At 49.6% G+C, this 21,976-nt stretch carries 14 protein-coding genes; 10 read left to right on the top strand and 4 right to left on the bottom strand.

Translation table 11 applies throughout. The features are described from left to right. Positions 1-33 precede the first annotated feature (33 nt). Positions 34-1,833 (bottom strand): DEAD/DEAH box helicase, encoded by a 1,800-nt coding sequence (locus AAC022_RS17185; protein ID WP_339733024.1) that lies wholly within the window; start codon positions 1,831-1,833, stop codon positions 34-36. 537 nt (positions 1,834-2,370) lie between these two features. On the opposite strand from AAC022_RS17185, the gene AAC022_RS17180 reads away from it, so the two are divergent. Next, positions 2,371-4,419: a prolyl oligopeptidase family serine peptidase gene (locus AAC022_RS17180; protein WP_339733022.1), complete on the top strand. Its 2,049-nt coding sequence runs from the start codon at positions 2,371-2,373 to the stop codon at positions 4,417-4,419. A 149-nt stretch (positions 4,420-4,568) separates the two neighbouring features. After that, positions 4,569-5,933, top strand: a complete 1,365-nt coding sequence (locus AAC022_RS17175) for a sulfatase-like hydrolase/transferase (protein ID WP_339733020.1) — start codon at positions 4,569-4,571, stop codon at positions 5,931-5,933. A gap of 28 nt (positions 5,934-5,961) precedes the next feature. On the opposite strand, the gene AAC022_RS17170 is transcribed toward AAC022_RS17175, so the two are convergent. Next, positions 5,962-6,435: a DUF2203 domain-containing protein gene (locus AAC022_RS17170; protein ID WP_339733018.1), complete on the bottom strand. Its 474-nt coding sequence runs from the start codon at positions 6,433-6,435 to the stop codon at positions 5,962-5,964. A gap of 190 nt (positions 6,436-6,625) precedes the next feature. Continuing rightward, the gene (trpD, locus tag AAC022_RS17165; RefSeq protein WP_339733016.1) at positions 6,626-7,648 is read right to left on the bottom strand and encodes an anthranilate phosphoribosyltransferase; all 1,023 of its coding nucleotides are present in this window, start codon (positions 7,646-7,648) and stop codon (positions 6,626-6,628) included. Between the two features lie 294 nt (positions 7,649-7,942). On the opposite strand from trpD, the gene AAC022_RS17160 reads away from it, so the two are divergent. From AAC022_RS17160 to AAC022_RS17130, 7 genes are all read left to right on the top strand, one after another. Continuing rightward, complete coding sequence (locus tag AAC022_RS17160; RefSeq protein WP_339733014.1) at positions 7,943-9,088, top strand: hypothetical protein; 1,146 nt, start codon at positions 7,943-7,945, stop codon at positions 9,086-9,088. Positions 9,089-9,147: 59 nt separating this feature from the next. After that, the gene (locus AAC022_RS17155) at positions 9,148-10,356 is read left to right on the top strand and encodes a PQQ-binding-like beta-propeller repeat protein (RefSeq protein WP_339733011.1); all 1,209 of its coding nucleotides are present in this window, start codon (positions 9,148-9,150) and stop codon (positions 10,354-10,356) included. Positions 10,357-10,405: 49 nt separating this feature from the next. Beyond that, entirely contained in the window at positions 10,406-10,801 is a 396-nt protein-coding gene (crcB, locus tag AAC022_RS17150) for a fluoride efflux transporter CrcB (protein ID WP_339733008.1), read from the top strand. A 251-nt stretch (positions 10,802-11,052) separates the two neighbouring features. Next, positions 11,053-11,565: a TIGR03546 family protein gene (locus AAC022_RS17145; RefSeq protein WP_339733005.1), complete on the top strand. Its 513-nt coding sequence runs from the start codon at positions 11,053-11,055 to the stop codon at positions 11,563-11,565. Next, entirely contained in the window at positions 11,562-13,298 is a 1,737-nt protein-coding gene (locus AAC022_RS17140) for a TIGR03545 family protein (protein WP_339733002.1), read from the top strand. Before AAC022_RS17145 ends, AAC022_RS17140 begins: the two co-directional genes overlap by 4 nt. A 434-nt stretch (positions 13,299-13,732) precedes the next feature. After that, a complete protein-coding gene (locus AAC022_RS17135; protein WP_339733000.1) occupies positions 13,733-14,896 on the top strand; it encodes a M24 family metallopeptidase in 1,164 nt (387 codons plus the stop codon). A gap of 204 nt (positions 14,897-15,100) precedes the next feature. Then, entirely contained in the window at positions 15,101-16,096 is a 996-nt protein-coding gene (locus AAC022_RS17130; protein ID WP_339732997.1) for a cation diffusion facilitator family transporter, read from the top strand. Positions 16,097-16,163: 67 nt separating this feature from the next. Here the strand turns inward: AAC022_RS17130 and AAC022_RS17125 are convergent, their stop codons facing one another. Beyond that, positions 16,164-17,597 carry a porin gene (locus AAC022_RS17125; RefSeq protein WP_339732996.1) on the bottom strand — a complete coding sequence of 478 codons (1,434 nt, stop codon included), beginning with the start codon at positions 17,595-17,597 and terminating at the stop codon, positions 16,164-16,166. An 850-nt stretch (positions 17,598-18,447) separates the two neighbouring features. Between AAC022_RS17125 and AAC022_RS17120 the strand changes: the two genes are divergently transcribed. Then, positions 18,448-21,976, top strand: a 3,529-nt coding sequence (locus tag AAC022_RS17120) for an Ig-like domain-containing protein (RefSeq protein WP_339732993.1), incomplete at its 3' end; no start/stop codon positions are given.

Here is a 21,976-nt window from a genome sequence, read left to right as displayed (position 1 = left end):
TTATGGTCTGGTCAAAGCGGCAAACAACAGGAATCAAACCCGTGGTTGTTTGTGCTTAGGCTTACCTTTGAAGCGTTTTCGTTTGGCAGATGCGTCCGCTTGTTCGAATCGCGAAATCCCTAGCTGCTGGCCAGAGACCCAGACGGTTTTTAAAGCCTGGAAAATATCCCGAGGCATGCCTTCCGGCAGGTCAACCGTACTGTAGTCATCAAAGATATTGATCCGGCCAATATGTTGGCTATCAAGTTCGGCCTCATTGGCAATCGCACCAACAATGTTGCCCGGTTTGACGCCATGGCTGTGGCCCACCTGAATGCGGAACCGTTCCATGCCTTCTTCGGGGACATTTTCGGGATTGCGAGTGCGAGGAGGACGTTCTTTATCTTTCTGGAAACGACTCTCTGGACGTTCAGAGCGTTCCGGACGTGCAGAACGCTCTGGGCGTTCCGAACGGAATTGATTTCTTCCCGGACCAGCCGATGTTTCCCGTTGCGGTCTGGGGGGGGCCTCGGTTAAAAACAACGGACGTTTCCCCTGATACATACAGGCCAATGCGGCTGCAATCTGAAGTTCCGTGTTGCCAGATTCGGTCTGATGTTCGGCCAGCATCTTCTGAAACAGTTCGAAATCAGGGCCCTTCATGGCCTTCGTGATCGATTCTTTGAAACGCTCTTGGCGGCGTTCATTGATCTTACTGATCGCGGGCAGATCCATCCGTTCGATTTTATGCTTGATGGCACGTTCGATAGTTTGCAGTGAACGTGTTTCGCGGGGAGAAACGAAAGTGATTGCTTCACCCGTTCGACCTGCACGACCAGTACGACCGATACGATGCACATAGGCTTCTGAGTCGCCGGGTAGATCGTAGTTGATCACATGGCTGATGCGATTCACGTCTAACCCACGGGCCGCGACATCGGTTGCGATGACAATATTCACATGGCCGGCTTTAAGGCGACCCACGGTCCGTTCCCGTTGTTTCTGGGGAATATCACCATTTAAAGGAGCTGCAAGAAAACCACGCGATTCGAGTTTTTCCGACAGTTCCGTGGTCACTGTTTTTGTTCGCACAAAAACCAGTACGCCATCGATTTCTTCTGCTTCCAGAATGCGAGTCAGTGCATCCAGCTTATGATGACCTTTTGCCAGCCAGTAGCGCTGGTTAATGGTATCTGCTGTTCTGGTCTTATCTTTGACGGTGATTTGTTCAGGCGATTTCAGGTGGTTGACAGCGATGCGGCGGATTACTGCGGGCATTGTAGCTGAAAACAGGGCGGTTTGATGGTTTTCTGGCATCTGTTCCAGAATCCATTCCACATCATCAATAAAGCCCATACGCAGCATTTCGTCGGCTTCATCCAGAACGAGACAACGCAAGTTGTCCATTTTGAGTGTACCGCGACGCATGTGGTCCATCACACGACCGGGAGTTCCTACCACCACGTGCACACCCCGTTTTAAAGGCAGCAACTGGCCTTTGAAATCAGCTCCCCCGTAAATCGGAAGTACTTGCAGGCCTTTGAGTTTGGAACCGTATTTTTTGAATGATTCGGCAACCTGAATTGCCAGTTCCCGGGTAGGGGCAAGCACTAAAAGCTGCGGTGCTTTGACATCCAGATCGATTCTTGAGAGTAAAGGCAGTGCAAATGCGGCTGTTTTACCTGTTCCTGTTTGGGCCTGCCCAACCAGGTCACGTCCTTCGAGTAAGTGGGGAATTGTCTGTGTCTGAATCGGTGTCGGGATATGGTATTCAAGCTCTTCCAGCGAATCCAAGATGGGCTGACTGAGCGCTAAATCCGTAAATTTTGCCTGTGATGGGGCATCTGTTGACATACGTTGAACCTTTCGACGAACCTTCAGCCGGGAGGCTGGGCGTATACGTCGTGTTAAAAATAGAAGTTGCTCGTGCAAAAAAAGATACAGGTGAGAGTCGGCCATTCCGGACTCAGGGATTCATTTTCAGGTTATGACCTGAAAAGAGCTCTCCTCGAAGCTCTGCTTCGTATCACCCAACTGCTACCCTTGATAACGGAATTCCTATTAGGAAATTCGGCAAAAAGTAGCCAAAACAACACGAAAGAACCGCAAACAGCGTGTTCTTTAAAAAAGAGTTTCTGGAGATCAGTCAAAATTGAATCAGGTTTTTTTCTATAAACCGGATGTTTTTTGACTACTCAACGTTGGGGATTATACCACTGCCCCTATTTAATTGCACGTCTCCTTTTCAGTATTTCAAAGAATATCTGATTTCCCGGGCGGTTCTTCAGAAAAATATGACAAATTTGTTCTGATCTCTTAAGACAGATTCAAGTTTTCATCTACAATGAATGCAGACTTGATCATAAGCCCCTACTCAATCGGAGTTTAACCATGGATTCACTGGATCGTCCTTCGGAGGAAAACGCAAATCAGGAAGAGTCATTGCTCTGGCTGGAAGAGATTGAGGGGAAACAGGCTCTAGACTGGGTCAGGAAACAGAATGATGCGACATTAAAGGTCCTCACCAGTGATCCGCGGTATCAAGAATATGAGCAGGAAGCACTGCAGATTCTGACCGCCTCCGACCGTATTACTTATGGATCTCTGCGCGGCGATTTTGTTTATAACTTCTGGCGGGACAAAGATCACGTACGTGGCATCTGGCGGCGCACGAGTCTCGCCCAATTCAAAAGCAAGCAGCGAAACTGGGAAACACTGCTCGATGTTGACAAGCTGGCGAAAGACGAAAACGAGAACTGGATTTATAAAGGCGTCGACTGTCTGGGGCCCGATTATGATCGCTGTATCATCGAGCTCGCTCCCGGCGGAACTGATACCGCCGTCTATCGTGAATTTGATGTACCGTCCCAGTCATTCGTCAAAGATGGTTTTGAGGTACCTCTGGCGAAAACGAATCTCTGCTGGGAGAACCGGGATCAATTACTGATCGCCACCGATTGGGGCGAAGGCAGTATGAATACATCCGGTTATGCCCGCATTCTCAAACGCTGGAAGCGGGGGACGCCTCTCTCAGAAGCCGAAACGCTGCTGGAAACAGGAATGGAGGAAACCTTCACTCATCCCGTTAATCTCGAACACGGAGAACGGCAGGTCTGTTTTGTTCTGCGTGGGCACGACTTTTATCATTTCAGTTTCTATCTTGTTGCAGAGACCGGGGAGTTAAAACAACTGCCGCTTCCGCAGAAGTCCAGTATATCAGGTCTGTTTCAGGATCAGGTGCTGGTCGAATTAAAAGAAGAATGGCGCGGCTTCAAGCCCGGGGCTCTGGTCAGTTTTTCGTTGACCGATTTTCAACAGACGGGCAAGATCAATCAGGTGCTGCCGCTGTTTGATCCAGGGCTATCGGGCACCGTCTCACAGGTACGGTGTGCGAAGGATGCGGTCTATATCACCGATATCGAACATGTTTCCAGCCAGATCCGGGAATTCAAGTTTGCAGACAATAAGTGGCAGGGACGACTGATTCCCTGGGGAGACAATGATGTCATTTCCATCAACTCTTCTGACAGTAACAGCAATCATCTGCTCATATCCCGAGATGGGTTTCTGCAACCAAGCACCCTGTATTACGTCGATTTTTCAAAAGGCGTCGAAGAACCGATTCAATCTACTCCCGCCCGCTTCGATACCAGCGGTTTGAAGGTCGAGAAAAATTTTGCCATCAGCAAGGACGGAACCGACGTCCCTTATTTCATTGTTTACCGGGAAGACATCAAACTCGATCATACGACTCCGGTTTTGCAGTACGGCTACGGCGGCTTTGAAATTTCGATTATGCCGCATTACAGCCCGCTGTTGGGTAAACTCTGGCTGGAAAAAGGGGGCGCGTATGTGCTGGCCAATATTCGAGGTGGCGGCGAATATGGCCCTCGCTGGCACGATGCGGCTCTGCTGGAAAATCGTCAGCGCGCGTTTGATGATTTTTACGCGGTTGCCGAAGCCGTCCAGAGCCGCGGCTTCAGTTCCCCCAGGCATTATGGAGCGATGGGCCGCAGTAATGGAGGCCTGCTGATGGGAGTCGCATTTACACAACGTCCGGAATTGTTCAATGCGATTGTCTGCGGCGTCCCTCTACTCGACATGAAACGCTTTAATAAACTTCTGGCCGGCGCCAGTTGGATGGCGGAATACGGGAACCCCGATCTGCCCGAACAATGGGCCTATCTGCAGAAGTATTCGCCGTTGCAGAATTTGAAAGAGGGGCAGGCGTACCCCAAAGTCTATTTCTTTACCTCGACCAAAGATGATCGCGTGCATCCGGGGCATGCTCGCAAAATGGCAGCCCGCATGGAACAGATGGGGCACGATTTTTACTATTACGAAAATATCGAAGGGGGCCACAAAGGGACCGCAAACCAGAAACAGGAAGCCATGCTCAATTCGCTGGAGTATTTGTATTTAATGCAGCAGCTCACATAGCGTACGGCTCCAGGGGATCGCGATCACAGGCCTTTGATTGACACCGTTTGCTGACCTTGTTCAGATGAAGGTAAATGAAAAGAGGTTTCGTTTGCTGCGCACTCCTTCATGTACATGACACTTTGTCTGAACCGTTAAGAGGATCTTCGATGCACCGCCGCTTGTTTTCCTGCTTGATCGTGGTTTTTTTGTTCGCTGTGCTTTCTCTTTCGCCACTTTCGGCGAATGAAAAACAGAATTCGAAGCGACCTAATATTTTGCTGATCACGGCCGACAATCTAGGTTACGGCGACCTGGGTTGCTACGGTAATGACGTGATAAAAACGCCGCAACTGGATCAACTGGCGAAGCAGGGAGTGAAACTCACCGATTTTTATACCGCCTCGCCGACGTGTACTGTCTCCCGGGCCACATTGATGACGGGCCGCTATCCGCAACGGATTGGTTTGAATCACCAGTTAAGCGCGGATGAAAATTATGCGGATGGCTTACGCCAGAGTGAATTGCTGATTCCGGCCTATCTGAAGCAGCAGGGTTATCGGACCGCCTGTTTTGGAAAATGGAATATCGGTTTTTCGCCGGGGAGTCGTCCGACAGAGCGGGGCTTCGATGAGTTTTTTGGTTTCGCGGCGGGCAATATAGATTATTACCACCATTACTATGCGGGACGGCACGATTTGTGGCGTGGTTTAAAAGAAGTGTTCGTGGAAGGTTACTCCACCGATTTATTTGCCGATGAAGCCTGCAAGTTCATCGCCGCTAATCGACAGCATCCGTTTTTTCTCTATCTGCCCTTTAATGCGCCGCACTTTCCCAGCAAACGCAATAAGCGACCGGGACAAGGAAATGAATGGCAGGCACCGGACAGCGCGTTTGAAGCCTACGGCTATTCGCCGCAAACCAAAAATCCGCAAGAACGCTATCGTGCAGTCGTCACTGCCCTGGATACCGCCCTCGGTCGGGTTTTGAAGCAACTGGAGCAAAGTGGACTCAGCGAGAATACGATTGTGATCTGGTATTCGGACAACGGCGCCTTCATGCTCAAGGAGCGCGGCTTGGAAGTGGCCAGCAACAAACCGTTACGCGACGGAGGCGTCACATTATGGGAAGGGGGAATTCGGGTTCCCGCAATCGTGCGTTATCCGGGCCACATCAAACCGGGGACGGTGAATGATGCCCCACTCATCAGTCTGGATATACTACCCACTTTGGTCTCGTTGACAGGAGGTACGCTTCCCTCCGATCGGATTCTGGACGGTCAGAACATGCTGCCCGTTTTGGAAGCACCAGACACCGCGTCACCTAGGACGTTCTTTTTTCAGTATCGCAAGTATATCGCGGTCCGCAGAGGTAAATGGAAACTGCTGCGTACGAAACCACAGCAGCCTTTCATGCTCTTTAACCTCGAACAGGACTTGGGGGAAACAACGAACGTAGCGTCACAGCACCCGCAGATCGTGAAGGATTTAACGCACGCGTATACAGAATGGGAGCGCGAAGCGACTACGAATTAAAGCAGGAAGGGTTCGTGCCTGACGTTGATTACATCAGTGGCTCATCGCTGTTTTCGTTATCACGATTCAACGATTCTTCAAACAGCACCTGACGTTCAGAAAAGCCTTCATCCAGCGTATGCCAGTGAGACACTTCTTCTTCTCCCAGTTTCCAGCAGAGATAAATTTCTTTGCCGTCACGCAGGGCAGGGAAGTTCACGACACCCAGCGCCGGGTCTTCCAGTTCGACACCCAGTTCCAAGAGCTCGGTGACGAAACCTTTGAGTTGTTCCATATCGTTTTCGATATCCAACTCGGCCTGGATAAGTTCTTCGCTGTAGGCAGACTCTTCATCCCGAGCGGACGCACCGGGTAGCCGTTTGATTTCGGTAATTCGTTCCTGGCGGTCGTGCAGATTTTGATACAACTCAACGATGTCTTTGACAATCGCCTGCACGAGTGGTAAACGAAGATTGGCCTCTTCAGGTGTGAAAATCAGCTTGCGTTGTGCTTCAGCATTCATGATGAGACCTTTATTTCTTTTTGACAGAAACAAATCAATTGAGCAGCGACTTTTCGCTTTTGAATGTTCCTGTTTGAATTGTCATAGTTTTGAAGAATTATAAGAGGCTGTTCAGATTCGGCAAGTCAATACAAACGAAGAGACGCGCATTTTCCTGGGACCTGACAGAAATCCCGAATATTCATTCTCCTTATATTTTACTGGTAAACTCGATGAGATGTTTGAGTTTTTCGAATACTTTTCCTGTATCGATCAATTGTGAGACATTTTGAACAGCTTGCTCCAAATTTGTAGCCTTTTCCGCTGCCAATAAGGCAGCCGCAGCATTTGCTACGACCATATCCCGCGCGGGTCCCTGTTCACCTTGAAAGACACCCAGAATGATTTGAGCACTTTGCTCTGAGGACTCGACAACCAAATGACTTACGTCACATTCCGATAATCCGAAATCAGCGGCTGTCCATTCAAAATACCGTAATTCGGAGCCAGTAATTTCATAAACGGCTGTTTTTCCCCAGAGACTAACCTCATCCAGTTCTCCATTCCCACAGACAACCAATGCATGTTTTCGACCTAATTTTAATAGGGCTTGAGCTATTTTTTCCGCAGCCTGATCTGAGTTTGCTCCTAATAACTGGTGTTCAGCACTCGCGGGATTCGTTAAAGGCCCGAGGTAATTGAAGATGGTGCGAATTCCCAGTTCCCGACGGACGGGAGCCACATATTTCATCGCCGAATGTAACAGGGGAGCAAAACAGAAGCCTATCCCTGTTGTTTCCAGGCAGAGACTTATTTGTTCAGGTGTCAGGTCCAGGCGTACCCCTAAGGCTTCTAGGACATCTGAAGAACCGCTGGAACTGGAAACACTCCGATTTCCATGTTTGGCCACCGGAATTCCGGCAGCAGCCGCAACAATCGCGACTGCAGTACTGATATTAAACGTATGGAGTTGATCTCCTCCTGTTCCACACGTATCCAGGAGGCCGGTGGTTTTGGTGGGAATCGCCAGAGCCCGTTCATGCATCGCTCGGGCTGCACCGACGAGCTCGTCAGAGGTCTCCCCTTTCATCCGCAGTGCGGTCAGTAACGCTGCGATTTGTATTTCGCTGCACTCGCCACGCATGATCGATGCAATCGCCTCGTAAGCGGCTTCAGTCTCCAGGCTTTCGCCTTGAAGTAATCGATCCAGTGTTTCCCTGAGAACTGTAGACATCTGCGTAAATCCAAACACTCAAAAGCGGTTTATCTGGTATTAGACTGAAATTATAACAAGACCACAGATAACATTCAGCCAAAGTTCCCGGGTTAAATACAGGAAGTTAATATTATTTAAACAGAGAGCCATTCTTGTTTTCCAGACTTGAATCAAGCACAAGTTTCCTGTCATACTTGTCGGTACTGATTTCAGATTGGTACAATCCAACCTCGTATTACGTTCGATTTCACACTGATCCTCCTGCCTTCAGAGGATCATTCCGATAACTTCGAAGAATCTCAGGAGACTCCCATGATGCGAAGCCGTTTTCTACTCTGCCTCATGTTCCTTTTCAGTTCGCTGGCGACTCTTCAGGCGAACGATGTAGAGCAAGACATTGCACAAATTAAACAGGTTCAAAAAGAAGGTCAGGGAAATCTCGCTGCTTCGAAAGCGGTGAAGCAACTTTCCCAGGCAGACGCGTCGGCTTTGATTCCGATCCTGTCCAGCTTTGAAGGCGCCAATCCACTGGCCGTCAACTGGCTGCGTGGTGCGTTTGAAACCATCGCGGCTAACGCCATTCAGCAGAAAAAACTCCCCGTCGACCAATTGGAAAAATTCATTCTGGATAAATCTCAGAATCCGCGCGCACGACGGCTGGCTTATGAAACGCTGATCAAAGTTGATCCGAAAGCAGAAGACCGGTTGATTCCCGGCATGATTAACGACCCCAGCGTCACGCTTCGTCGCGACGCCGTGCAACGTTTGATTGATGAAGCAAAAAATCTGGAGAAAGCTGGCAAGAAAGATCAGGCTAAGAAAATCTATCAGCAGGCACTCACCGGTGCGACTGATGGGGATCAGGTCAAAGCGATCGTCAAGCCGTTAAGAACCCTCGGCCAGAAAATTGATCTGCAGAAACATTTTGGGTTCCTGTCTGATTGGATGATTGTCGGCCCCTTCGATAACAGTGACAAAAAAGGTTACGACACAGCTTACACACCGGAAGCAAAAATAGATTTCACGTCAGCCGTGGAAGGCAAAGAGGGCAAAGTTGAATGGAAGTCGGTGAATACCGAAGATGACTACGGCATCTTTGATATTGCCAAGTCGATTTCGGCTTACAAGGGAGCGGTCATGTACTGTTCCGCTGATTTCTACAGCCCGGAAGAACAGTCGCTGGAGATTCGTCTGGGCACACCCAACGCCTGGAAAATCTGGGTGAATGGCAAACTTCTGTTTGCCCGCAACGAATATCACCGTGGAATGGTGCTCGATCAATACATTGTGCCCGTAACATTCAAGCCCGGCAAAAATGTGATCCTGCTCAAGCTTTGCCAGAACGAACAAAAGGAAAGCTGGGCACAACGTTATCAGTTTCAGCTTCGCATCGCACGTCCTTCAGGAACGGGTGTGCTTTCACAAAAGCCAGAGGCGACGACTCAACTCAGCCCATAACGTGCGTTCTTATCTCAAATCATTGATTGATACGCTTCTTTCCTGAAAAGGATGAACTGATGAAAAACGAATCATTTAAATTGCTGCTGCCGCTGATCGCCATTGGTTTGTGTTGCGGAGCCGACTGGCCCCAGTTTCGAGGGCCATTGACTAATAATGTGGCGACCTCAGACGCACCACCTTCAAAAGTAGATCAGGAGAGCATCGCCTGGACTGCCGATTTAGAGGGGCGCGGCGCTTCGGGCCCTATCGTCGTCGGCGATAAAGTCTTTATCACCAGCACGACAGGATTCAAGGAAGATCAACTGCACGTGCTCTGTTTCGATCTCAAAACCGGCAAGCGTCTCTGGGAACGACAGTTCTGGGCGACAGGCCGCACGCAGTGCCACACGAAGATGTGTGTCGCGACGCCGACTCCGGCCAGCGATGGTAAACGGATCTTTGCGACCTTTTCCAGTAACGATGTCGTTTGCCTCGATCTGGATGGCAATCTGCTCTGGATTCGGGGACTGTCTCACGATTTTCCGAATGCCAGTAATAGCCTGGGAATGGCTTCATCACCGATTGTAGTCGGGGAAACCTTAATTGTGCCTGTTGAAAATGATGATGATTCCTTCACGACAGGCCTGGATGTCAAAACCGGCATCGCCCGCTGGAAGATCAAACGTCCCCGCGTGGCGAACTGGACTTCCCCCTCCATCCTCAAGTCTTCCGGTGAAGGTGAAACACTGGTATTGCTGCAGTCGAATGATGGTGTTGATGCCATTTATCCTCAAACGGGTGAAACGGCCTGGCAGTACGAAGAAGGCGCTAGTCGCATTCCTTCAACAACAGTGGGCGATAATGTGCTGTATATTCCCTCTAAAGGACTGACTGCACTAGTGCCCGGTTCCAGCAGCGAACCGCCGAAAGTGCTCTGGTCGGAACAGAAGTTGTCTCCCTCCACTGCCAGTCCGCTCGTTTATCAGAAACGGATCTTCACGGTAAATCGTGCGGGAGTTTTAACGTGTGGGAATCCGGAGAACGGCGAAGTCGTCTGGCGACTGCGTTTGAAAGGCCCCTTCAGTGCGACACCAATTGCCGCCGCCAATCATCTCTATCTGGTCAGTGAAAAAGGACTGCTGCAGGTTGTCCAACTGGGAGAAGAGAAGGGCGAAGTGACGGGAGAAATTGATTTGAAAGAAACGATTCTGGCAACGCCGGCGATTGCAGACAATTCACTCTTCCTTCGTAGCGATAAACATCTCTGGAAAATATCTTCCAAGTAAAACGCTGCTCACGATGCGCGTCAATCATGACTGAGTAAAGGACTGATTTGTGTCACAATTGCTGGCTGTCGGGTTAGGAGGCTTTGTCGGTGCGATTGCGCGATACAGCATAACGGAATTCGTGTCGCGCAGGTACCCGGGGTTTCCTGCGGGGACTTTAGTGGTGAATGCCGCCGGTTGTCTGTTGATCGGTATTCTGATGGCGATCATCACGCATAAACAGCTTCATCCCTCTCTCCGCGTTCACGAACATGCAAGCCTGTTCCTGGTATCTGGTTTTCTGGGATCGCTCACTACATTCTCGACCTTCGGTCACGATACAGTCAGTTTGATGCGAAACTCTGAGATGCAGCAGGCGTTTCTCAACATCTCCGGAAATCTGATTGTTGGTTTGTTTGCTGTCTGGCTGGGCTGGGCTTCGGTCATGTTCTATCTGGAAAAGTAAGTCGAGTTATTTTCCTCCAATATGCCGCAAGCATCGGACTTTACTGATCCCTTTCTTATTCCGGGCCACATTCCGCGCTGACAGATGGGGAATTTGTGAATGTTAAGATTTTCTGGTTATATCAATTAAGGAGAACACGAACTCGGACCGATAAAACAACGTATCGGGGGGGATTCTGCCTGACCTTCTCAGGCGGGCAGAATTATTTTTTCCATCCCTCACTCCAGAAATAGAGCGGAGTTCGTCTCGACATGTCTTATTGGCTTCGATCTCTGCGATTTCTTGCGAGCGCTCTCAGTGGCGCTGCCTCACCCCGCCAGTTGGCCCTTGGGTTCAGTATGGGCATGGTGATAGGTCTGGTTCCGAAAGAGAACTTGATTGCGGTTGTCCTGCTATTCATTCTGGCCGGCTCCAAGGTCAATCTCTGTTCAGCTTCTTTGTCGACGATTCTGTTCTCCTGGCTCTCCTTGCTGTTTGATCCCTTAAGCCATCTGATTGGTCGCGGCGTGTTGCTGGCATCTTCGTTACAGGGTTTCTGGCAGTCGGTGTATGAACTGCCTCTGGCACCTTGGACTGACTTTAACAATACCATCGTGATGGGCAGCCTGATTCTGGGACTGTTGCTGTTTTACCCGGTGTATTACTTCACAAAACCTCAGTTTGAAAAATACACGCCGCTCGTGGCTGAGAAACTGAAAAAATATCGTATTGTGAAAATTCTCTGGGGGACGCAAGTGGGCGCGATTGTCGGGGAAGTCTCATGAAGTGGAATTACCTGCTCCCTCGGTTTGCGCTAGCTACCATTCTCTGGGTCTTTTTTGCCTTTGCCTTTGATCCGCTCGTACGAACGGGGTTGGTGCAGGTGGGAGAATCACTGACTGGAACGAAAGTGGAGGTCGTGAGCCTCGAGACCGGATTCTTTCCTCCGTCAATCAAGACCGGCCCTGTCGCAATTGCCAGTCGTTCGAGTAAACGTTATCTGGCTACTTTCGATCAACTTGAAATGAAACTGTCGGGTAAACCGTTACTGTACCGCAATCTGATTGTTGAAGAAGCAACCATCTCTGGGATGGAATTTGATACACCTCGCACAGCAACCGATGAATTGTCGGAGCACGCAGCTGATCAACCGGGGACCGGTTTCTTTGTAGACTCCCGTCGTTTTCGTGAAAAATCAAAGGAGCTGGGGAAATCCTGGCTGAGTATTTTAAAAGATTCGGCCGCAGAACAACTCGATCCGAATCGACTGCAGACCGTTCGGGTTTCCAAGACAATTCAACAGGAATGGAAACAGCGGTTTGACCAGTATGAAACGCGTCTGCAGCAGGTCAAACTGGAAATTGATTCGGTTGAAAATAGAGTAAAGACGGCTGATGGAAAAACGATTGATAAAATCAAGACCTATGCTGAGTCAGCCGAGCGCGTAGATTTACTTGTCAGAGAAGGCAAGCAGATTCGCAGCGAACTGAATTCGCTTCCCCAAATTGCTCAACAGGATTATCAGAGAATCGAACGGGCCAAAGAACAGGATCTGGCAAACCTCGATCAACTGGTAGAGTCTGTCTCGCCCGATCCACAGAAAATTCTGCATGCGATCATCGGCGAGGAGTTGTCTCAACAACTGGAACAGGTTTCCGGCTGGTCCGGCATGATCTTTGAAACTGTCAAAACGCTACGGGATGAGCAGGAACCGGAACGGATACAAGGGGAATGGATCGATTTTCGTCGCGATACGGCTCTGCCAAAGGTTCTATTCAAAAAGATTCGCTTAAGTGGAAACGCACGCGTTGATCAGCAGATGTATCCTTTCGTCGGCCTGATCAAAGAACTTTCCTCCTCGCCTTCAATGTATCGGCAGCCGATTCAACTTCAGGCTCAGGTCGAAGCAGACGCCGAGATCAAGTTTGCCGGAGATCTCAAGTTTTATGAATCAGTACCTACGCATGATTTTGTCGTCCTGTTTCAATTGCCCCATCAGAAAAAAATCAGACTCGAAGATTCAGACAAGCTGACACTCGACCTGATTGCCGACCAGACCGAATGCAAATCGTATGTCACATTACGAGAGCACGATTTTCAATGCCGCCTTGAATTTAATCAGAGTCCGGTCCGGTTTGAGGTCTCTACATCTGAGTCCGGAAATCAAATCATGGCGGACATCGTGCAGCAGACGCTTTCTTCAGTAGAGACTATCTCGGCGACATTGCATTGTGCCGGTTCTTATGAGCGACCGGAAGTCAGACTGGAATCGGAACTAGGAGAGAAAATTGCCCAGGGCTTGAAGCTTGCGTTCCAGTCGCAATTGGTGAAACAAAAACAGAATATGGCTCAGCAGATTGAGCAACGGGCGGGGCAGGAACGGGAACAGCTGGTTCAAAAACTGAATCGCCAGTATTCCGAGGTCATCGCACACCTCGAACAAGAGGAATCCAAAGTTCAGGCGGTGATACAAAAAGTCTCAAACCGACCTTTAGATATTCGCAGACTCCTCCGCTGACGGGTACGCGCATTCACTGAAAAACAGTGAAAATCTCCTCAGTTTATCGCAGAGAAGCGATTCGTTCTGATAAATTCCCCTTGATTTCTCTCACATTGTGATATGATTAATAATCAGGGAACGGAGCGCGATGCAGGATGCTTTTATTCGCCTTTATATTGCCTGTTCTGTCTGCACCATCCTGTCCACTAGGTCATCGTAATTCACATCTTTACTTTTCAAATATTCTGGCTTGGAACAGCCGAATAGATGAGATCGTAGCGACAATTGAGACGAAACTTGGCTTTCTTCGTTGGGATCAACGAGAAACGCTTGACTTCAACAAATATCAATACAAAACTCATTAATGAGATCAGTATTCAAACATGCGATTTTCAAAGGGTCTGTGCGTGTATTTGAGATGTCGTTTGTAATATTCGAGTCGGGAGTCTTTTATGACCATCGTGGCAGTCAATGCAAATGCACCTATCTCTTCTGGAGAAATTCCCACGACCGATCCACGACGTGCAACCGATGTTGACTACAAACAGCAACAGATCATCGACTTTCTGGAACAGAATCAACTCGATGCCTTGCTCCTGCAGTCTCCTGAAAATATCGCCTGGTTTACCTCTGGGGCCGATTTGACCCGCTCTGGATCTGGAGAGAGTTGTGCTGCGGTTTTCATCACTCAGGATGCCCGGCTGATTGCCTGCAGCAATGTCGATGCAAACCAGATCTTCGACCGCGCGATTCCCGGACTCGGTTTTCAAATTAAAACCCGTCCCTGGTACGAGCCATTATCCCAGTTGATCAAAGATCTCTGTAAGGGAAGAAAAGTTGCCAGTGATACAGGCGTGGAACAGACACAGAATGTTTCCGCGGAGTTAAAAGGGTTTCGTGTTCCTTTCACCGAACTGGAAGGCGAACGCATACGGGCTCTGGGGAAAATTGTCTCCCACGCTGTTGAGGCGACTGCCCGCAGAGTGGAACGCAGCCAGACAGAACAGGAGATCGCAGGCTGCCTGTCGCATCGGTTATTGAAACATGGCGTGAATCCCAAGCGGTTGCAGGTCATGGTCGATGGCCAGAGTATTCGCTATCGCCACTGGGGCTACGGCGAAGACCGTTTGGAACGCTATTGTGTCATCTCGGCCGTTGGCTCGCAAAATGGATTGCATGCGGCAGCGACGCGAACCGTTTCGCTGGGTAAACCGCCCTCCAGTTTTATCAAGTCCCATCATCAGGCTTTGTTAATGCAGGCAACAGGCATCTATTTTTCCAAACCGGACTGGGCTTTGTTCGACACCTGGAATCGTGTCAAACGCATTTATGAGAAGTATGATTGCCCTGACGAATGGCAGCACGCTGATCAGGCTGATATCATTGGCTACCTGCCCGCGGAAACGTCCATTCTGCTGAATAGTGACTTCAAATTCGCCCCCGGCATGGCTGCATTCTGGCACCCTTCCGTTGGACCCGCGATGACCGGGGATACCATTCTGATTGAACAGGACCAGACGATCCTGATTACCCCGATGGAACAGTGGCCGACCGCAAAGATTAAGGTCAAAGAGCAGCAAATGTCATTGCCCGACATTCTGATTCTGCCCGAGTGAGACTGCTGAATGCGTATCGTCACTATTGGAGACGCTAAAAAGTGGAGACGATAAAAAGCATAAAGTTTAGTTCATTCGGCTGCGTTCGCTCTTGTCAAAATTCCTGATTCGAATCAAGATGATCCCTGCAATAGAGTCAGTCGAGTCACGGGGCGAGTAAGGTTTGAGCCCTGACTTCTTATCATTAGATGTGTTAGCACTCTCATGGCAGCTTCCGATTCATCTGGGAATCCCGATTTACCGCCTCAGACTCCTGTGCTGGATGTCTTTCCGGATGCACTCACATTATCGGATGATGTGAATCGCATTCGCCGCCGAAGAACAGCGCGCTTGATGAAAGTAGCCTGGCTGGGAATTTCGGTTCGCCTGTTTGTGATCGTGATGGAACTGGTCGGTCTCTGGTTTCTGGGGCATTCCGTGCTGCTGGTCGATGCGCTGGCAAGCAGTGCCGATGTCTTTACTTCACTGGCGATTTTATTTGCCATCCGTCTGGCAGAACAACCTCCCGATGAAGATCACCCCTTTGGCCACGGTCGCTATGAACCTCTGGCCGGATTTCAATTGGGAATTCTGATACTGCTTGTGGGGACCGGAACGTTCGGATATCAGTTGTTTGCGGCCATCAGCCATACGCAGTCTGAAGTGATTGGCTGGGTCAGTTGGACGATTCCCCTGTTTGCAGCGATTCTTCTAGAGCTTACCTGTGGCGTTGTGTTGAGGATGGCGCAACAGGAACAGAGCTCAGCGATGATTGCGGAAGCCTATCATTATCGCGTTGATGCCATTACCAGTTTTGTGGCTGCTTTTGGTTTGCTGATTGCCAGCCAGATTCCCGGCTACGGGCATTTGATCGATCACATCACAGCGATGATTCTGGCCGTGATCATGGTATATCTGGGTTGGATTGCCGCCAGAGAGAACCTGAATGAACTGACGGATAAAATTCCCCATCAGAAATATTTCGATCAGGTCAAAGCATCTGCGATGAAGGTCGCAGGCGTCTTGGATGTGGAAAAGGTCCGCATTCAGACTGCCGGTCCTGACGCACACGTGAATATTGATATTGAAGTCAATCCCAACGAAACCGTCGATCAGGCCCACTTAACGGCTCAGCAGGTGCGACGCCAGATACAACTGGACTGGCCTACTGTCAGGGAAGTCGTAGTGCATGTCGAACCCTACTATGAAGCCGACCATTAAAACGAGCCGACATCGCAACTGCCGTCAATGACACCAGTAGTTGAAGCCATGGTACCTTCAAGTACGATTAGAACCGAATAATCACATCACCACCCAGCAAGATCTGATAGTCTTCCTGGAAGTCATTATAAGGGCCTTGTACGTTGAATAACGGGGAGCTGGTGTCAGACCAGTCGAAACGTAGTTCCGGTCGGACTGTCACGCAGGGATGAGGACGCCAGTTGGCACCCAGGGTTAATTCATAGTAGTTGCCGCCTGTGGCATTTGAGGCCGGCAACTGGAGTACCCGCGAGAATTCCTGATCGCGGAACCATTCGAAGCGGGCTCCCCAGGCAAGAGTCTCTGAGACATCATAGTACAGATATTGATTGATCGAATACCATTTGGCGGGGACAACCTGAAATTGATTATTGAGCGCTCCGTTGTCCTGAATCCCGAAGTCACTCTGGAAGACATAGGTCAGGCATTCACTGAATTGATGCGACAGGACAAAGCTGATAATGGTGCGGTTGGCACTGGCACTGGCATTGTTATCCTGATCTCCAGAGGACAAAGCCACGTTAATGTTTGTCTCTTTATTACTGCTGACCCAGCCGATTCCCGCCAGTAATTCGGCGTCATCATCGGGATCTTCCCACGTATCCCAGCCGCGTGCGACACCAGCCAACAGTTGCAATTGCTCATTGACCTGGAAGGTTGCCAGCATACCGGTATGAGTAAATGGTTCCCCATACTGCATGGAATAAGAGTGTGAATAGAAGAAGTTATCTGGTGCGGTTACTTTTTCGTACCCGATTGGCGTATAAAAGTGACCAGCTTTGATACTGACACCAGAGAGCCAGGGAATATAGAGTTCTGCATACAGTTGAGGCATTGCAAGGCCATACATGGCGTAAGAATCACCGCCGTTAGCTCGGGGGCCATTGCCACTGTTCCAGTGGGCCGAACCGTCGTTGTGTGTTTCGAGCCCGGTCGCGGTGGTGAAAAAGTAATCAGTACCGTAGAGCAGATCGGCGCGGAAACCCCAGTCCAGTTCATCGCCACCAAAATCGACAGCTCGTTCCATGAACAGGTAAAGCTGGTTCATCTGATATTCGTTGGATCGATCATTGAACGTCACGGGCAAGTTGAAATTGTTGTTAGGCTTCTGAAAGTTCCCGGTAAAGCCCTGATCAATCCAGCCACCCATGTGAATCCGTTTTGACTTCATTGAGGGATAAATGGGAGAATGACTCATCAGAAACTGATCGAGAAAATTGCAACACTGGCATTCGGGCAGGCACATCTCATTCACACAACTCTCTGCACGCGCCTGATCGGGGCTGCAGGCAGGTGCCTCTGCGTAATTCATAGAAATGGGTTCGTACAAAGATGGTTCTTCGCCCGGCACGGATTCATGAATGAGCGTTTCCGCCAGTTGAGTTTCCTGTCCGTGAGCCAGACAAGGCGTACAAATAGCAACTACAACCACAATCCATTGTGAGATTTTATTTATTTGCATCTTATTCCAACTTTTGTGATAGCTCGGCTGAGGAACGATAATCCTGTCGTGTCCACCCTGTGCCTGAACAATTAAGTGATCAAGACATCAGAGGATTGGATTCCTCTGTCTGTTTTGTCTGAATTGATAGCTATAAGTTATTTAAAAAGAAGTATTTCTCTTGCCTGCCTGATTCAAAAGAACATGACGCCTTCTTCGTGGCAAAATAGCTCTTCTTCTCCTTTTTTCGGTTTAGATGGTCCAACAGGCAGAAACTAATTATTTGTTAAGTGACGTCTTAACAGTGATTTCCCGCAGCAAACGTTAACTTCGGCTCTGAATTACCTATGTTATCGGACAAGAATTTGGCGCAGTGAGCACAGCGAATAGGGAGCATGGTTTGAGATGAATTCATTCGCCAGCGATATCTGATTCAGATCAATCAGTTTGTACAGAAGACTTAACATTTACGTTTTCTAAGTTGAACAATCATGTTGCTTTAAAGCAACAGCTCTCCTCATCCCGCCTACTGAACAGGACTCTTACTTTTGGGACGACCTTTATGATGGTCCTACAACCTGAACAAGATTGCCTAAACGACGTAGAATCTCTTTTTATTAATTGCAATTCGTTCGCGCGTCGGCAAAGATATTCCATAATGCGTATTAATATCTGCATTCTTGAGCCAAATATGCGTACACAAAAAAGAATTTCCTTTTATTGAACGCTTGGCTGGCTGTTAGATTTAATTCGCTTAATCGTCAAATTAAGTGACTATTTTGACAGTAAATACCCTCGCGACCATACCATTTGTGAATCAACCACTATTCAATCAGTTACGAGTAAAAACACTATGAAGAGCCTGAAGAGATTGTTTGGCCGTAAATCTACTCGAAAAGTAAACCGTCGTTCCCCATTTCGGATCTCGCGTCCGATTGGATATGCGAGTCACGTCGAACGACTCGAAGACCGGACCTTGCTTGCTAGTAATATCCTGGCTTCGCTCGAAAGTTCAGTGAATCAACCGAACGACTCTACGGAACTGCTCTTGAATGTGGGAGCCGGCAGCTCTCCGACGCTTGGGTTTGAGGTTCGAGCGGCGGCGAACTCTTCCTTTAATCCGGCAGCAATTCAAATCTTAAATGCGAATACCAATGCGGTTATTGAGTTGACTCTTGCTGAGAATGATCATAATGGCCTGAATTCGCTAGTCTTAGCGACACTGAATCCAGGGGAATACAAGATCCTGGTCAACGGTCAAACTGCCGAAACGGGTGGTTTCATTGTCGACGTCTTCCTGCCCGGTGATAAGGACGGCAGTGGATCGGTTTCTGATCCTGAATACCAGCACGCGCTGGCTGCCAGCTACCATTATCTCTTTGGCTATAATCACTATACGACTCAGTTAATGCAACAGTTGGGGCTGGATCCGAGCACAGATCTTTATTCAGAAGAGCTGGACAGCGATAAAGATGGTGACATCGACGATGCCGATATGCGAGCATTGAGTTCCAACCGAAATATTCCACCGATCCAGTTGGAACTGATCGGAGATCAGGACGCACCTGCTGTGGTCGCAGGGTTGCAGATTGATTCTGGTGTGTCTAATTCAGACGGCGTGACCAACGATTTAACCATCGTCGGGAATGTGTCTGACGAAAGCCTGATCACTCAGTTTAAAGTTGCCCTGGATGGGGGCAGTTTTGTTGATATCTTCGGAATGATTTCCGGCGGCGCGAGCGGCGGTTCCTTCACCTTGACGCGTGGCTGGTTGGAAACCAATCTGAATGGCAGCATGTCTCTAGAAGGGGGCGCTCATACGCTGCACTTCATGACAGAGGATGAACACGGCAATCTGAACTCGCCCGGTGACTTCGATGTCAGTTTCGAATTGGATGTTACCCCTCCTATCTTTTTGTTAAGTATCTCAGATCAAGCGGGGGCTGAAGATTTTGGTAGCTTGAATTTGGGTTCACTCTCCACTTACTTCGATCAGAATGGAGGAACGGAAGTCGCCTTTCGTGTTCAAAGCATCTCAAATGATGGTCTTGTTCAACTTGATTTCTCTACCGGTGACTTGGTTTTGAATTCGATCTTGAATGCGACTGGATCGACAAGTATTGTAATCGAAGCATTTGATCTTGCGTGCAATACTGTTCAGTCTAATCTGTTTACCATCGATGTCAGTGCTATCAACGATGCACCGGTCGCCGTCGATGACGCTGTTGTGACAGATGAGGACACCGTTCTGATGAACGGCGACGTGCTGGCTGCGAATCCCACCACTGCCGACTCGGATGTGGATATGGACGCGCTGACGATTTCAGCCGTGAATGGCAATGCAGGTGATGTCGGAGCTTCGATTTCCATAGGGGCGGGTGGTCTTCTGACTTTAAACGCCAACGGTAGTTTCGCATTTGATCCTAACGGAGCCTATGAGGCTCTGGCGAACGGTGAGTCAACCACCGAAACATTTACCTACACGATTGATGACAGTAACGGCGGCACGGATACCGCGACTGTGACCATCACGATCCATGGTGTGAACGATGCTCCGACTGTGAGTGCCGCGGTAACGACGACCGCGACGGAAGACGATATGAGCTTCAGCCTGGACTTGCTGACCAGCACCAGCGATATTGACGCGACTGATGTGCTGAATGTGGATGGCTTGACTCTGAATATTGGTGACGATAGTGGTGTGACGGTCAACGGAAACCAGTTGGATATTGATCCGAGTGCTTACAATTATTTAGCCGTGGGTGAATCTGCGGTCATAACCTATACCTACAATGTGATCGATGGCGAAGGGGGCAGTGTGGCTCAGACTGCTACCATCACGATCACCGGCGTGAATGATGCCCCAGCCGTGAGTGCTGCGGTAACTTCAACGGTGACGGAAGACGATGCGAGCTTCAGCCTGAACCTGCTGACCAACGCCAGTGATCCTGATGCGACTGATGTGTTAAATATCAGTGGATTGACGCTGGACAGTGGCGACGATAGTGGTGTTACGATCAACGGAAACCAGCTGGACATCGACCCGAGTGCGTATAACGATCTGGCCGTTGGTGAATCCGCGGTCATCGTTTATTCTTTTAATGTGGTTGATGGCGAAGGGGGCATTGTTGCCCAGACTGCGACGATTACGATCACCGGTGTGAATGATGCTCCCGCCGTGAGTGCCGCTGTCACAACGACCGCGACGGAAGATGACGTCAGCTTCAGTCTGGACCTGCTGACCAATGCCAGCGATGTTGACGCGACAGATCTGCTGAATGTGGATGCTCTGGTTCTGGACAGTGGTGACAATAGTGGGGTTACTCTTAACGGTAACCAGCTGGACATTGATCCGAGTGCCTACAATTATCTGGCCGTGGGTGAGTCCGCAGTCATCGTTTACTCTTATAATGTGATCGACGGCGAAGGGGGCTCAGTGGCTCAGACCGCGACGATTACGATTACGGGTGTGAATGATGCTCCCGCCGTGAGTGCTGCGGTAACTTCAACGGTGACGGAAGACGATGCGAGTTTCAGCTTGGATCTGCTGACCAACGCCAGTGATCCTGATACGACCGACGTATTGAATGTGGATAGTCTAACGCTGGACAGTGGTGACGACAGCGGCATCACGATTAACGGTAACCAGTTGGATATCGATCCGAGTGCCTACACTTATCTGGCCGTTGGTGAGTCCGCGGTCATCGTTTATTCTTACAATGTGATCGATGGCGAAGGGGGCAGTGTGGCTCAGACTGCTACCATCACGATCACCGGCGTGAATGATGCACCCGCAGTGAGTGCGGCTGTGACTTCAACTGCGACGGAAGATGATATGAGCTTCAGTCTGGACCTGCTGACGGGTGCCAGTGATCCCGATACGACGGACCTGTTGAGTGTGGACAGTCTGACGCTGGACAGCGGCGACGCCAGCGGAATTACGATCAACGGAAACCAACTGGATATTACTCCGAGTGCGTACAACGATCTGGCGGTGGGTGAATCCGCCGTGATTACCTATAGCTATAACGTGATTGATAGCGAAGGTGGCTCAGTTGCTCAAACGGCGACCATCACAATTACGGGCGTGAATGATGCACCCGCAGTGAGTGCGGCTGTGACTTCAACTGCGACGGAAGATGATATGAGCTTCAGTCTGGACCTGCTGACGGGTGCCAGTGATCCCGATACGACGGACCTGTTGAGTGTGGACGGTCTGACGCTGGACAGCGGCGACGCCAGTGGCGTCACCATCAACGGAAACCAGCTGGATATTACCCCGAGTGCTTACAACGATCTGGCGGTGGGTGAATCCGCCGTGATTACCTATAGCTATAACGTGATTGATAGCGAAGGTGGCTCAGTTGCTCAAACGGCGACCATCACAATTACGGGCGTGA

The organism is uncultured Gimesia sp. (assembly GCF_963976445.1).
Classification (GTDB): domain Bacteria; phylum Planctomycetota; class Planctomycetia; order Planctomycetales; family Planctomycetaceae; genus Gimesia.
Note: the sequence above shows the minus strand (reverse complement) of the source record. Positions and strands in the feature narration are given on the sequence as shown.

What these genes read in the sequence shown, in the direction of transcription:
- AAC022_RS17185 (WP_339733024.1), bottom strand. Translation starts at nt 1,833, where the DNA reads ATGTCAACAGATGCCCCATCACAGGCAAAATTTACGGATTTAGCGCTC.
- AAC022_RS17180 (WP_339733022.1), top strand. Translation starts at nt 2,371, where the DNA reads ATGGATTCACTGGATCGTCCTTCGGAGGAAAACGCAAATCAGGAAGAG.
- AAC022_RS17175 (WP_339733020.1), top strand. Translation starts at nt 4,569, where the DNA reads ATGCACCGCCGCTTGTTTTCCTGCTTGATCGTGGTTTTTTTGTTCGCT.
- AAC022_RS17170 (WP_339733018.1), bottom strand. Translation starts at nt 6,435, where the DNA reads ATGAATGCTGAAGCACAACGCAAGCTGATTTTCACACCTGAAGAGGCC.
- trpD (WP_339733016.1), bottom strand. Translation starts at nt 7,648, where the DNA reads ATGTCTACAGTTCTCAGGGAAACACTGGATCGATTACTTCAAGGCGAA.
- AAC022_RS17160 (WP_339733014.1), top strand. Translation starts at nt 7,943, where the DNA reads ATGATGCGAAGCCGTTTTCTACTCTGCCTCATGTTCCTTTTCAGTTCG.
- AAC022_RS17155 (WP_339733011.1), top strand. Translation starts at nt 9,148, where the DNA reads ATGAAAAACGAATCATTTAAATTGCTGCTGCCGCTGATCGCCATTGGT.
- AAC022_RS17145 (WP_339733005.1), top strand. Translation starts at nt 11,053, where the DNA reads ATGTCTTATTGGCTTCGATCTCTGCGATTTCTTGCGAGCGCTCTCAGT.
- AAC022_RS17140 (WP_339733002.1), top strand. Translation starts at nt 11,562, where the DNA reads ATGAAGTGGAATTACCTGCTCCCTCGGTTTGCGCTAGCTACCATTCTC.
- AAC022_RS17135 (WP_339733000.1), top strand. Translation starts at nt 13,733, where the DNA reads ATGACCATCGTGGCAGTCAATGCAAATGCACCTATCTCTTCTGGAGAA.
- AAC022_RS17130 (WP_339732997.1), top strand. Translation starts at nt 15,101, where the DNA reads ATGGCAGCTTCCGATTCATCTGGGAATCCCGATTTACCGCCTCAGACT.
- AAC022_RS17125 (WP_339732996.1), bottom strand. Translation starts at nt 17,597, where the DNA reads ATGCAAATAAATAAAATCTCACAATGGATTGTGGTTGTAGTTGCTATT.